Raw genomic sequence first — 13,319 nt, forward strand, 5'->3', positions numbered from 1 at the left:
GGAGAGCGTAGACGCCGTCCCCCACGCGCGACCGGCGGCGGCGCGAGACTGGCGCATGGCCGGTGGGGGTGGCGAGGAGACCGACGGGCCCGACGCCCGACGTCGGCGCACCGAGCGCTGGTTCGTCCATCAGGGGCTGCCGCACTTCATCGAGGACTACAGCGTCACCGGCGACGTGCTCACCCGGGCGCTGCCCTTCCTCACCCTCGTGTTCGTACTCGAGGCCTTCAACACCTTCAGCGACGAGCGCGAGGGCTGGGCCGAGGTCGCTCCGTTCTTCGTGGGCCTCGCCGTGCTCCTGGGGGCGCTGGTCCTGGTCAACCGCCTGCGGGGGCGACGACCGTTGCAGCGCCCCGACCGGGTCGGCGGGGTGGAGATCGCGGTGTTCCTGCTCGTGCCCCCGCTGCTGCCCGCCATCCTCCACGACGACCGGCTGGTCGACTCCCTCGGGATCGTGGCGTTCAACCTGGTGGTGCTGCTCGTGGCCTACATCGTCACCAGCTACGGGTTGTTGCCCATGACCCGGTGGGGCATCCGCCAGCTCCTCGGGCAGTTCGGCGACCTGGCCAACCTCGTCACCCGCTCGCTGCCCCTGCTGTTGATCTTCACGGCGCTGATGTTCATGACCGCGGAGATCTGGCAGCTCTGCTCCGGGCTCGGCGGGCCCTTCTTCTTGATCGCGGTGCTCTTCCCCTTCCTCGCCGGCACCCTCTTCCTGCTGCTGCGGGTGCCCGACGAGCTCGACGCCGTGGCCCGCTTCGCGGACTGGCCGACGGTGCAGCAGGTCGCCGAGGGCACCCCGGTCGAGGGCCTGGACACGACGGGGCTCGACGATCCTCCGACGACCCCACCCCTCGGGCGCCGCGCCTGGGTGAACGTCGGGCTCGTGCTGGTGGTGAGCCAGAGCGTGCAGATCGTGCTGGTCGCACTGGTCGTGGGCCTGGCCTACGTCGCCTTCGGCCTGTTCGCGATGAGCGAGCGGGTCACCGAGGAGTGGACGGTGACCGACGTGAACGTGATCGCCAGCTTCGAGCTCTTCGGCAACGAGGCGGTGCTCACCGACAGCTTGTTGAAGGTCGCCGCCTTCGTGGCCGCGTTCGCCGGCCTGCAGTTCACCCTCTCGGCGTTGACCGACACGACCTACCGCCAGGAGTTCTTCGAGCGGGCGGTTCGGGGCGTGCGCCAGGCCCTGGCCGTGCGGGCGCTCTACCTGGCCCGCCTGCTCGAGCCCTGAGCCGTCCGCACTCCCCGGTCAGGGAGCGCCCGTCTCGGCCGTCCAGAGGGTGACCTCCCGGCCGTCGGGCAGCGCCACGCGCCCCACGGGACGGAAGCCGGCGGCACGAGCGGCCTGGGTGGTGACCTCCTCGGGCAGGGTGGTGTTGTCCCACGAGAGGCCCCCGGGCCCGGTCACCACCTGGTCGATCCCGGCCGCTCGGAGCTCCCGGAGACGCGCCGTGAGGGCGTCGGGGTCGGTCAAGACGGGGATCTCGGCGAGGTCGAGCGAGCGCGCCCCGAAGAGGTCAGCGCTCGACACCTGGCTGGCCAACGACACGATCGAGGAGTTGAACAGGGGGCCCTCGACGGTGACGAGGACCTCCGGGTCGGGATCGTCGGGCGGCTGGTGGGCCTCGGTGAGGTCATGGAGCTCGGCGCCGGCCGCGAGCCAGCCGTCGTCACGCCCGTCGTTGGTGCGGTCCGTGTGGTCCTCGATGTAGCGATCGATGATGGAGCGGCCGTCGGAGACCCGCAGCCGGGCCCACGGCGCCGCGGTGAGGGCCACCTCGTGGTCGAAGGCCGAGGTGACCTGGGACTTCATGGCCACGTTGAACAGGCAGAGACAGGCCACGAGCACGGCGAAGGTGCCGGCGACCGCCCGCGGACGGGCCTTGGTGGTGGCGGCGAGGGCGAGGACGGTGGTGGGGGCGAGGAGGGGGAGCACGAAGCCGGTGCCGGTGTTGCGCGAGCTGAGCAACGCCGCGAAGCCCGTCCCGAACGCCACGAGGAGGGGCAGGGCATCGGACCGGGCCACCCGTCGGGCGAGGTCCCGGGCCGGGGTCGTGCACACGAGGGTCACGAGGCCGACCACGGTGCCGACGCCGAGCAGGAGGGCGATGGGGACGTAGAAGCCGTCCGACACCAGGGACACGAGGTCCGACAACCAGAACCGCAGCGAGTCCACGGAGGCGGGGCCGTAGCTCGTGCTCTCGTCGCCGTACCCGTAGCCCGTCAGGTAGTCCAGGACCTCGCGGGCGCTGAAGAAGTACCAGCTGGCGGCGATCGCCCCACCGATGGCGAGGGCGAGGAGCAGGTTGATCCCAGCGGCGCGTCGCCGGGTGGGGCCGCTCTGCCACGCCAGGAGGACGGCCGCGGCGAGGAGCGCGGGGACGTAGGCGAGCATGAAGGTGCGTGACAGCACGACCAGCCCCAGGCAGGCGCCGAAGCCCATCGCCCATCCGCGGTGGGCGAAGCGCTCGGAGCGCAGGAGGGCGACGAGGGCGGCGGTGAAGGTGGCCGCGCTGGCGACGGCGAAGTGGTAGTGGCGGGTGTAGTCGGTGACCGCCGGCAGGGTGGCCACCACGAGCGCGGCCAGGACCGACCACCACGGAGGCAGGAGCCGTCGGGCGAGGAGGAAGGCGCCCACGACGAGGGCCGCGAAGAAGACCAGGTTGGTGAGGTGCCCCACCTCGACCGAGCGTCCGAACAGGTACTGGAAGGGGGCGGTGACGAGGGGGACGAGCGGGGCCAGATAGCCGGAGTCACGCCAGAGCAGGAAGGGTCCGGTGAGGATGCGGTGGTTCGCGCTGCTGGTCGAGAAGGCCAGGGTGAGGTACGCGGCCTCGTCGATGTCGAGGGGACCGCCTCGGCGCTCGCGGTGCAGCCAAACGGCGTGGAGCGCGCCCAGGACGACCACGATGGCGGCCACGGCGAGCCTCGGCCCGAGCGATCGCTGGGCGGGCACAGGGGCGTCGTCCACGGAGGGAACGTACTGCCGGGCCGGTGGTATCCGGCAAGCGGGTCCGGGACACTAGCGAACATACGTTCGATAGTGTGGGACCATGACCCACCGAGAGGCTGCGGAGCGGAGCGGAGCAGCGGCGAGTGCCTGCGTCGGATCCCGAAGGGGCGCCGACGGAGGAGGCGCAGGCCAGCATGCGCAGTGGAGCGGAGCAGCTGCACCTGCCCGCGTCGGATCCCGAAGGGGCGCCGACGGAGGAGGCGCGAAGTAGATGGCGTACAACAACCCCCCGGTGCCGTGGTCCACCCTCGAGAAGCGCCTTTCGGGGACGGGCCGGCCCGACGGGGTGCCCGGTGCCTGGCCGGCGGCCGACGGGGGCGACAGCCCGGCGTGGTCGCGCAAGCGCCAGCCCTACGCGGCGCCGGCGGTGGTGCGCCGGCCCGGTTCGGTGCCCTACGCCGAGCTGCACTGCCACTCGAATTTCAGCTTCCTCGACGGCGCCTCCCACCCCGAGGAGCTGGCCGAGGAGGCCGTGCGCCTCGGCCTCGAGGCCCTCGCCCTCACCGACCACGACGGCTTCTACGGGGTGGTGCGCTTCGCCGAGGCCGCCCGCACCCACGGCCTGCCCACCGTGTTCGGCACCGAGCTCACCCTCGACCTGCCCGGCCTCGAGCTGGGGGCGGCCGACCCCGGCGGCCGGCATCTCCTGGTCCTGGCCCGCGACCCCGAGGGCTACGCCCGCCTCGGCGCCGCCATCAGCCGAGCCCAGATGGCGGGGGAGAAGGGCGCCCCCCGCTGCTCGCTCGACGACCTCGCCGGCCGCGGCGGCGATCACTGGCTGGTGCTCACGGGCTGTCGCAAGGGGGCGGTGGCCGGCGCCCTCACCCGCGACGGGCCCCACGCCGCCGCCCACGAGCTGGCCCGGCTGGTCGAGGCCTTCGGGCGCGAGCACGTGGCCGTCGAACTGTGGGACCACGGCGACCCGCTGGACTCGGCCCGCAACGACGCCCTCGTGCAGCTGGCCCTGAGCGCCGGCGTCGACCCGGTCGCCACCAACAACGTGCACTACGCCACCCCCGCCCGCCGGCCCCTCGCCACCGCCCTGTCCGCGGTGCGGGCCCGCCGCTCGCTCGACGAGATCGACGGCTGGCTGCCCGCGGGCGCCGGCGCCCACCTGCGCTCGGGGGCCGAGCAGGCCCGCCGCTTCGCCCGCTACCCCGGGGTGGTCGAGCGGGCGGCGGCGCTCGGGCGCGAGTGCGCCTTCGACCTCGCCCTCGTCGCCCCCCGCCTGCCCGACTTCGCCGTGCCGGAGGGTCACACCGAGATGTCGTGGCTGCGCGAGCTGGCCGAGCGCGGCGCCACCCACCGCTACGGCCCCCGGCCGGCGTCGGTCCCCCGCCCCATGGGCGCGTCGAGTTCGGTGGGATCGGGGGCCGTGAGGGTGGATCGGGCCCTCACAGAGCCGGGTTTGAACGAACGGGCGTGGCGCCAGATCGACTACGAGCTCGACATGATCGAGCGCCTCGGCTTCCCCGGCTACTTCCTCATCGTCTGGGACATCGTCGAGTTCTGCCGCCGCTCGGACATCTACTGCCAGGGCCGGGGGTCGGCCGCCAACTCCGCGGTCTGCTACGCCATCGGCATCACCAAGGCCGACGCCGTGCGCCTCGGCCTGCTCTTCGAGCGCTTCCTGTCCCCCGAGCGCGACGGCCCGCCCGACATCGACCTCGATATCGAGAGCGACCGTCGGGAGGAGGCCATCCAGTACGTCTACGAGCGCTACGGCCGCGAGAACGCCGCCCAGGTGGCCAACGTCATCACCTACCGGGCCAAGTCGGCGGTGCGGGACATGGCCAAGGCCCTGGGCTTCGCCAGCGGCCAGCAGGATGCCTGGTCCAAGCAGGTCAGCCACTGGGAGCCGGTGCGCGAGGCGGCGGCCACGGTCGCCGGCGGCGGCACCCACGAGATCCCCGCGCCCGTGCTCGACCTCGCCCAGCAGGTCGAGCACTTCCCCCGCCACCTGGGCATCCACTCGGGGGGCATGGTCATCTGCGACCGGCCCGTGGTCGAGGTCTGCCCCGTCGAGTGGGGGCGCATGGCCGACCGCAGCGTCCTCCAGTGGGACAAGGACGACTGCGCCGCCGTGGGCCTGGTGAAGTTCGACCTGCTCGGCCTCGGCATGCTCACCGCCCTGCACCTGGCCATCGACCTCATCGCCGAGGTCCACGGCGTGGAGCTCGACCTGGCCGAGATCCCCCAGGACGACGCCGTCTACGACATGTTGTGCCGGGCCGACTCCATCGGCGTGTTCCAGGTGGAGAGCCGCGCCCAGATGGCCACCCTGCCCCGCCTGCGCCCCCGCACCTTCTACGACCTCGTGGTCGAGGTGGCCCTCATCCGCCCCGGGCCCATCCAGGGCGGGTCGGTGCACCCGTACATCCGCCGGCGCAACGGCAAGGAGCCCGTCACCTACCTGCACCCCCTGCTCGAGCGCTCGCTGGCCAAGACCCTCGGCGTGCCGCTCTTCCAGGAGCAGCTCATGCAGATGGCCATCGACGTGGCCGGCTTCAGCCCCGCCGAGGCCGACGAGCTGCGCCAGGCCATGGGCTCGAAGCGCAGCCGCGAGCGCATGGAGCGCCTGCGGGCCCGCCTCTACGAGGGCATGGCCGAGCGGGGCATCACCGGCGAGGTGGCCGACGAGATCTACGACAAGCTCGCCGCCTTCGCCAACTTCGGCTTCCCCGAGAGCCACTCGGTGTCGTTCGCCTACCTCGTCTACGCCAGCGCCTGGCTCAAGCGCTACTACCCGGCGGCGTTCTGCGCCGGCCTGCTCAACGCCCAGCCCATGGGCTTCTACTCGCCCCACTCGCTGGTGCAGGACGCCCGCCGTCACGGCGTCGAGGTGCGCGGCCCCGACGTCAACGCGTCCGCGGCCGACGCCACCCTCGAGCCCCCGCCTCACGGCCGTTCTCGAGGCAATAGCGCGCGCAATGCGCGCGCTATTGCCTCAGCTATGACGGGGGATGCGGCGCCGGCGACGTGGGGTGAGGGCGGGCCGGCGGTGCGCCTCGGGCTCTCGTCGGTGCGCCACCTGGGCGACGACCTCGCCGAACGCATCGCCGCCGGCCGGCCCTACACGTCCATGGAGGACCTCGCCCGGCGCAGCGGCGCCCCCCTGCACGTGCTCGAGGCCCTGGCCACCGCCGGCGCCTTCGGGTGCTTCGGCCTCGACCGCCGGCCGGCGCTGTGGGGGGCGGGGGCGGTGGCGCAGACGGGGGCCGACCGCCTCGACGGCATCGTCACCGGGGTCGAGGCGCCCACCCTGCCCCTGCTCTCGCCCCGGGAAGAGGCCCAGGCCGACCTGTGGGCCACCGGGGTGTCGGCCGACGGCCACCCCACCCGCTTCGTGCGCGACCGCCTCGACGCCCTGGGGGTGGTGCCCGCCTCCGGCCTGCCCGACGTGCCCGACGGCGACCGGGTGCTGGTGGCCGGCGTGGTCACCCATCGCCAGCGTCCGGCCACGGCCTCGGGCACCACGTTCGTGAACCTGGAGGACGAGACCGGCCTCGTCAACGTCATCTGCTCGAAGGGTTGCTGGGCCCGTTACCGCCAGGCCGCCCTCACCGCCCCCGCCCTGCTGGTGCGGGGCAAGCTCGAGAAGGTCGAGGGGGTGGTCAACGTCATCGCCGACAAGCTCGAGGCCCTGCCCCTGGGCGCGCCGGCCCGCTCGCGCGACTTCCACTGACGGGAGGACCCATCGAGACAGCGGCTGGTCCGGGCGAGCCGGGGCGGCAACATCGAGCCGCCCGCCGCCCCGTCGGCACGCAGAGCCCGATCGGTCGCGCGCCCCTGCCGCGGTGCGCAAAGCTGTCCCCATGGGGGAGACCACGGCGAAGGGCACGGAACCCGTTCCGCGCCGCGACGGGACCATCACGCTGGCCGACGGGAGGCGCCTCGGGTACGCCGAGTACGGCACCGAGGGGGGCGACGCCGTCCTCTGGTTCCACGGGACGCCCGGCGCCCGCCACCAGATCTCGCCCGAGGTCAACGCCATCGCCGACGCCCGCGGCGTGCGGGTCATCACCGTCGAGCGCCCGGGCGTGGGGGACTCGACCCCGCACCTGCACGGGCGCATCCTCGACTGGGCGGGCGACATCGACCAGCTCACCGCGCAGCTCGAGGTCGACCGCTTCGCCATCGCCGGCCTCTCGGGCGGTGGCCCCTACGTGCTGGCCTGCGCCCACGCCTTCCCGGACCGGGTGGTGGCCGGCGCCGTGCTCGGAGGCGTGGCGCCCACGCAGGGCGAGGACGCCGCCGAAGGAGGCCTGGTGGCGCTGGCCAACCGCTTCCGTCTGCCCCTCGAGTGGCTGCGCCAGCCCCTCGGCTACACGCTGTGGGGAGCGGTGAACCTGCTGATGCCCTTCCAGGAGCAGGCCGTCGGCGCTTACCTGCACTTTCAACCCCCGGGCGACCAGGAGGTCTTCAAGCGGCCGGGCATGAAAGAGATGTTCCTGAAAGACATCGCCACCGGCTCCCGCAAGCACTTCCACGCAGTCATCTACGACGTGGTGCTCTTCACCCGGGACTGGGGCTTCTCGCCCCGCGAGGTCCGGGTGCCCATCCGCTTCTGGCACGGCGACGAGGACCACATCGTCCCCCTCGTCCACGGCCACCACGTGGCCTCGCTGATGCCCGACGCCGAAGTCTTCGAGCGCCCCGGCGAGAGCCACCTCGGCGCGCTGGCCGTCCTCGACGAGGTGCTCGACGTGCTGCTCGGCCTCTGGCCCGACCGCACCAACGCCCCGGCGAGGGTGGCGGCGAGGAAGGCCGCCACCAAGAAGGCGCCGGCCAAGAAGAAGGCCACGGCCAAGAAGGCCGTGCCCAAGAAGGTGCCGGCGAAGAAGGCGGCGGCGAAGAAGGCGGCGGCGAAGAAGGCCACGGCGAAGTAGGCCACGGCGGAGAAGGCGGCGGCGGAGAAGGCGGCGGCGAGGCGGGCGGCCGGCTAGCGCGGCCGCCGCCGGCGGCTCAGCGCCAGCGGAGGGTGCGCTCGAGGTCGTCGGGGCGCTCACGGGCGGCGGTGAGGACGAGGGCGGTCGCCTCGGGGGTGCCGGCGCGGACCAGGCGGGCCTCGGGGACGCGGGCCCGGAAGGCCCGGTGGAAGGCCTCCGCCGCCTCCCGGGTGGCGCCGACGGCGGCGGGGACGCGCCAGGCGTCGTCCCCGGCGGCGAGGATCCAGCGGGGCCGCTCGAGGGGGCCGAGGGCCTCCGCCAGGGCGTCGGCCCAGGCGGTGGCAGCGTCGTCCGGGACGCCCACCACCGTGGCGACCAGCCCGCCGGTCGGCTCGGGGGCGACCTCCACCCGGCCCGGGGCCAGGTCGCGTCGGCCCACGGCGACGAGGCCGGCGAGGACGGCGGCGGCGAGGGCCTCGAGCGTCTCGAGGTCGTCGCCCACCCGGGCCCGGCGACGACGGGCCCCGACCACCGCGACGACGGCGCCGGCCACCGCGATCGGCCACCAGATCGGGGCGGACACGGCCGCGAACACCCCGGTGGCGCCGACCGCGATGCCGGTGGTCGTGGTCGCCGACCAGGCCCGCCACGACGCCGGCCGGGTGCGCACCCGTCGCCGGCGCCGCGCCCGCACGACCAGCGCGCTCGTGCCGATGCCGCCCGGGTCGACCGTGGCCCAGGCCGCCCGGGTGGCGGCCACGTCGGCGACCGCGGCCTCGCTCTGGGCGTTGAGGTCCGGGAGCTCGGCGGGTGAGGGCACCAGGGGCGAGCCCGCCCGGGGGTGCACCTTGGCCGCGCCCGTCACCACCCCGCCGGCGGCGTCGGGCCCCCACCAGCGGGCGTGGCGGCGGCGGAAGCGGTCCCAGTCGGTCGTCACCGCCGGGTGCACCACCGCCACGTCCCAGAGCGAGGTCAGCTTGTCGGGGCGGCGGGGGTCGAGGCGCAGTGCCCGCCCCCGCAGCTGGGTGACCGCGCCGGCGGCCGCCACCTCGGAGAGGTCGACCAGCACGTCGAGGGCGGGGTGGTCCCAGCCCTCGCCCACGAGCCCGCGGGTGGCTACGAGCACGCGCGCGGCGCCGACGTCGAGGGCGACCTCGGCGGCGGCCAGCCACCGGGCCGAGGTCCACCCCGTGCCCTCGCCGACGAGGCGCACGGCGCCGCGGATCTCGCAGCCCTCGGTGCGGGCCCAGCGCTGGCCGCCGCTGGTCACCTCGGGGTCGAGGTTGATCGCGGCGGTGACGGAGTCGGCGTCGGCCGCGCCCGTCCAGGCACCCCGGCCCGTGACGGCGATGACACCGAGGTCGGTGACCTCGGGCCGGGCGCACAGCGCGGCGAGCACCCGCGCGGCGGTGCCGGCGTCCTCACCCAGCACCGCGCGGGCCTCGGCCGGCGGCGAGGTGGCCTGGTCGCGCTCGACCACCACGAGCGCCCGCAGGTCGCCGCCCCGCCGGGCGGCCTCGCCGGCCAGGATCTCAGCCGCGGCGTCGCCCTTGGCCGACGACCGGGCGCAAACGAGGTCACCGACCGAGCGTCCCCACCGCACGCCGGTGGTCGTGAAGGAAAGCCCGTGGCGGTGAGCCAGGGACTCGACCGCTTTGCGGTCGTCGGCGCCCGCGCCGCCCTCGGGGTCGTGCAGCCAGGCGTCGACGAGCACGAGCCGGTCGGCCAGGGTCAACGCGCCTGCGGCCTCGGGTGGCGCCTCGAAGCCGGCGGGTAGGGCGAGCCCCCGGGCGGCCCACCAGTGCGCCACCGCAGCGGCGGCCAATGGGTCCCGGTCCCAAAAGGCCCGCCACGCCGACGGCTCGCCGGGGACCGGCTCGATCAGCGACACCACGTTGGCGGCGGCGTGGGCGTCGTCCTGGGTCGGGGTCGTGATCTGCGCCACCGCCCAGGTCATGAGGCTCTCGCCGATGAGCACCTCGTCGAGGGCGGCGGTCAGCTCGGCCTGCCAGCGGTCGAGGAAGGCGGCCTCGTCGGGTGCCGGCGGCACCAGTCGGACGCCGTCGCGCCACGGGGCCAGCGCCCCCTCGGCCACGAGGGCGGCCAGGTGCAGCTCGGCGTCGACTGGCCCCAGGAGGCCCTCGTAGTTGCCCGCCTCCCGGCTCGAGGCCGGCTCGGGCAGGGTGGCGGTGAGCCCGATTACGGCGACCCCGCCGGGCGCCGCCGCCAGCCGCTCGACGAGCACGCTGACCACCAGGGCCCACCAGTCGAGGAGGTGGTGGCACTCGTCCAGCACGAGGGTGCCGAGCCCGCCGGCAGCGAGTTGGTCGACCAGCGCGGTGGTGCGGGGCCCGAGCAGCTCGGCCCGGGGCACGCCGACGTCCTCGCCCGTGCCGAGGCTGCGGCGCAGGGCACGCACGTGGCGGCCAAGCTCGCGGCCGGCGCGCTTGGCGTCGCCCTCCTCGGTGGCACGCACCCGGGCCTCGGCCGCCTCGGGACCCAGTTCGGCGGCGACCTCGGCCACCCAGAGCCGCCGGGCCGCGGCCCGCAGCTCGTCGTCGGCCTGCCCGGGGTTGCCCAGCAGCTGGTAGGTCACACAGCGCAGCGGCACCGCCGTGGCCGGATCGTCGCTGGTGAACGTGGCAGGGTCGGCGCCGAACTTCGCCACCGAGGCGCGCCACTGGTCCCGGATGGCGGTCGTGGGGGCCAGGGCCAGGGTCGGTCGCCCGACCTGGCGGGCCAGCTCGAGCCCGATGAGGGTCTTGCCCGCGCCGGGCGGCGCGCACAGGTGCCAGCGCCGGTCGGTGACGTGCCCGGCCAACTCGAGGAGGTGCTGCTGCGACGGTCGCCAGCTGAACTGCGGCGCCAGCCCGTCCCACGACATCGCCCCAGTCTCGCGGCTGCACCGCACCCGTAAGCTCGCCCGGTGCTCGTGGTGCGCATCGGGGCGGTCGCCGCCGGGTCGGCACTCGTGGTCTGGACGGTCCTGTCGGCCGTCCGTGCCGTCATCCTGCCGAGGGGAGAGGTCGTCGCTCTCTCCCGGGCCGTGTTCGTCGCCGTGCGCTGGGTGTTCAACCGCATCGCCCGACCGGCGAAGTCCTACGAGGCGCGCGACCGGGCCATGGCCATGTACGCCCCCGTCAGCCTGCTGCTCCTGGCCGCGTCGTGGGTCGTGCTGGTCATCGCAGGCTTCACCATCGTGTATTGGGGCCTCGGGGTGGAGCCGTTCCGTCAGGCCTTCGTCGAGAGCGGCTCGTCACTGCTGACCCTCGGGTTCGTGAAGCCCACCGACCTGCCCACCACGGTGGCGGCGTTCATCGAGGCGGCCCTCGGGCTGGCGCTGATCGCCCTGCTCATCAGCTACCTGCCGTCGATCTACTCGGCGTTCCAGCGCCGCGAGCAGGCGGTGGTGATGCTCGAGACCCGGGCCGGGCAGCCACCCGACCCCGCGGTGATGATCCGGCGCGCCCACTCCCTGGCCCGCCTCGACAGCCTGCACGAGGTGTGGGTGCAGTGGGAGCTCGTGTTCGCCGACATCGAGGAGAGCCACACCTCCCAGCCGTCGCTGCCGTTCTTCCGCTCCCCTCTGCCAGGACGATCGTGGGTGACGGCGTCGGGGTGCGTGCTCGACGCCGCCGCCCTGATGCTGTCGGTGGTCAACCAGCCGCCTGACCCCAACGCCGCGCTGTGCCTCCGGGCCGGCTTCCTGTCGCTGCGGCGCATCGCGGACTACTTCCAGATCCCGTTCGACCCCGACCCGGACCCGGACGACCCCGTCTCGATCGACAGGGCGGAGTTCGACGAGGTCTACGAGGAGCTCGCGTCGTTCGGCGTGCCCGTCCGCGCCGATCGGGAGAAGGCGTGGCGGGACTTCCAGGGCTGGCGGGTCAACTACGACCTCGCCCTGCTCGGGCTGGCCGCGCTGACCATGGCGCCGTACGCCAAGTGGTCCTCCGACCGCTCGGTCAACCTCGGCCTGCCGAGAGTGCGGGCGGCGTTCCGACTCCGCTGGGCCGCCAACGATCCGTCCACGTCTGCCTGAGGGCCGTCTGCCTGGCGAGGGTCAGGGCGGCGGTCAGGCGGTGGGGCGGCCGATGCGGACCTGGGGGGCGCCGGCGTCGCGCACCGCGGCGTCGACCTCGAAGTAGGTCCGCTCGCGGAACCCGCTGATCTTGGCGATCAGGTTCGACGGCACCTTCTCGACCCGGGTGTTGTAGTCGCGCACGTTGCCGTTGAAGATGCGCCGGGCCGCCTGGAGGCGGTTCTCGGTGATGATCAGCTCCTCCTGGAGCTCCGCGAAGCGGTCGCTGGCCTTGAGGTCGGGATAGGCCTCGGTCACCGCCAGCAGACTCTTCAGTGCCCCCACGAGCACGTTCTCGTCGGCCGACTGCGCGGCGGCGTTGCCGTCGGAGCGCATGGCCCGGGTGCGGGCCTCGGTGACGGCTTCGAACGTGGTCCGCTCGTGGGCGGCGTAGCCCTGCACCGTCTCGACCAGGTTGGGGATGAGGTCGTAGCGCCGGCGCAGCTCGGTGTCGACGTTGGACCACGAGTTGTCGATCAGCTGCGCGTCGCGCACGAAGCGGTTGTAGGACGCCAGGGCCAGCACGACCAGCAACAGGCCGGCGCCGGCGACCGCCCACACGACGGGGCTCACAACATCCCCCCGTCGAGCGAGATCCGGGGGCCCTGGGGGTAGGTCTGCCACACGAGCGGCGGGATCACCGAGCGCAGGGCGTTGTGCAGGTTGATCATGCCGGGGAAGCCCCGCGGGGGCTGCTGCTTGCCGGCGATGAGGATCCAGCGGCCCCGCACCTCGATCTCGAACTCGCCCTGGGTGCTCACGAGGAGCTCGATCATCTGGGCGTCGATGAAGGTGTGGGCGAAGCGCTCGTCCTCGCAGGTCACCCGGAACATGCGGTTGAACTCGCCGGACTCGAACTCGATGTCGGCGCCGTCGATGGCGTTGACCAGTCGGGTCAAGCCCTTGAGGGGGACGATGCGGAGGTTGGGCCACACGGCCGGCACCTCGGCGAGGGCACAGGTGAAGTACCGGTAGTGGCGCACCGGCCGGGCCATCTCCGCGTCGTCGTCGCCGCCGATGAGGCTGAGTGACATCGGCCGGTCCTGCCTCGACTCGGTGTAGTAGGCGAAGTCGAAGGCCCGCACGGCCGAGCCGTCGGGCGCCGTGCCCCACATGGTGTTCGACACCTCGCGTCCGTCGCCCAGCTGGAAGAGGGCGAAGGCCACCCGGGCGCTTCCGAAGGCGTCGCCCTCGGAGTAGGAGAGCCCGGCCTGGCGGGCCACCTTCGGGAGCTCGGCCATGCGGTCGCCGTGGCGCTTCCACGCCGCGATGCTGGCGAGGCCCATCGCCATGAAGACGACGAGCATCGCCACCGCCACCCAGGTCATGGGTT

8 protein-coding genes are annotated in these 13,319 nt (G+C 73.8%); 4 read left to right on the top strand and 4 right to left on the bottom strand.

Translation table 11 applies throughout. The annotated features are described in order from the left end of the window. Window positions 1-55: 55 nt before the first annotated feature. A complete protein-coding gene (locus JNK12_13765; protein ID MBL8777004.1) occupies window positions 56-1,234 on the top strand; it encodes a hypothetical protein in 1,179 nt (392 codons plus the stop codon). 18 nt (window positions 1,235-1,252) lie between these two features. On the opposite strand, the gene JNK12_13770 is transcribed toward JNK12_13765, so the two are convergent. Then, the gene (locus JNK12_13770; protein ID MBL8777005.1) at window positions 1,253-2,974 is read right to left on the bottom strand and encodes a glycosyltransferase family 39 protein; all 1,722 of its coding nucleotides are present in this window, start codon (window positions 2,972-2,974) and stop codon (window positions 1,253-1,255) included. 253 nt (window positions 2,975-3,227) lie between these two features. Here JNK12_13770 and JNK12_13775 point away from each other — a divergent pair, with 253 nt between their 5' ends. Both JNK12_13775 and JNK12_13780 read left to right on the top strand, forming a co-directional pair. Further along, window positions 3,228-6,701 carry an error-prone DNA polymerase gene (locus tag JNK12_13775; protein MBL8777006.1) on the top strand — a complete coding sequence of 1,158 codons (3,474 nt, stop codon included), beginning with the start codon at window positions 3,228-3,230 and terminating at the stop codon, window positions 6,699-6,701. A 130-nt stretch (window positions 6,702-6,831) separates the two neighbouring features. After that, window positions 6,832-7,905 (top strand): alpha/beta hydrolase, encoded by a 1,074-nt coding sequence (locus JNK12_13780; protein ID MBL8777007.1) that lies wholly within the window; start codon window positions 6,832-6,834, stop codon window positions 7,903-7,905. Between the two features lie 76 nt (window positions 7,906-7,981). Here JNK12_13780 and JNK12_13785 read toward each other — a convergent pair whose 3' ends face one another. Then, window positions 7,982-10,789 (bottom strand): hypothetical protein, encoded by a 2,808-nt coding sequence (locus tag JNK12_13785; protein MBL8777008.1) that lies wholly within the window; start codon window positions 10,787-10,789, stop codon window positions 7,982-7,984. 42 nt (window positions 10,790-10,831) lie between these two features. Between JNK12_13785 and JNK12_13790 the strand changes: the two genes are divergently transcribed. After that, window positions 10,832-11,947, top strand: a complete 1,116-nt coding sequence (locus tag JNK12_13790; GenBank protein MBL8777009.1) for a hypothetical protein — start codon at window positions 10,832-10,834, stop codon at window positions 11,945-11,947. A gap of 33 nt (window positions 11,948-11,980) precedes the next feature. On the opposite strand, the gene JNK12_13795 is transcribed toward JNK12_13790, so the two are convergent. Then, a complete protein-coding gene (locus tag JNK12_13795; protein MBL8777010.1) occupies window positions 11,981-12,610 on the bottom strand; it encodes a LemA family protein in 630 nt (209 codons plus the stop codon). Continuing rightward, window positions 12,556-13,314 carry a hypothetical protein gene (locus tag JNK12_13800; GenBank protein MBL8777011.1) on the bottom strand — a complete coding sequence of 253 codons (759 nt, stop codon included), beginning with the start codon at window positions 13,312-13,314 and terminating at the stop codon, window positions 12,556-12,558. Before JNK12_13800 ends, JNK12_13795 begins: the two co-directional genes overlap by 55 nt. Window positions 13,315-13,319 lie beyond the last annotated feature (5 nt).

The sequence above is a fragment of the Acidimicrobiales bacterium genome, from assembly GCA_016794585.1.
Taxonomy (GTDB): domain Bacteria; phylum Actinomycetota; class Acidimicrobiia; order Acidimicrobiales; family DATDAH01; genus JAEUJM01.

What these genes read in the sequence shown, in the direction of transcription:
- JNK12_13775 (MBL8777006.1), top strand. Translation starts at nt 3,228, where the DNA reads ATGGCGTACAACAACCCCCCGGTGCCGTGGTCCACCCTCGAGAAGCGC.
- JNK12_13765 (MBL8777004.1), top strand. Translation starts at nt 56, where the DNA reads ATGGCCGGTGGGGGTGGCGAGGAGACCGACGGGCCCGACGCCCGACGT.
- JNK12_13800 (MBL8777011.1), bottom strand. Translation starts at nt 13,314, where the DNA reads ATGACCTGGGTGGCGGTGGCGATGCTCGTCGTCTTCATGGCGATGGGC.
- JNK12_13780 (MBL8777007.1), top strand. Translation starts at nt 6,832, where the DNA reads ATGGGGGAGACCACGGCGAAGGGCACGGAACCCGTTCCGCGCCGCGAC.
- JNK12_13785 (MBL8777008.1), bottom strand. Translation starts at nt 10,789, where the DNA reads ATGTCGTGGGACGGGCTGGCGCCGCAGTTCAGCTGGCGACCGTCGCAG.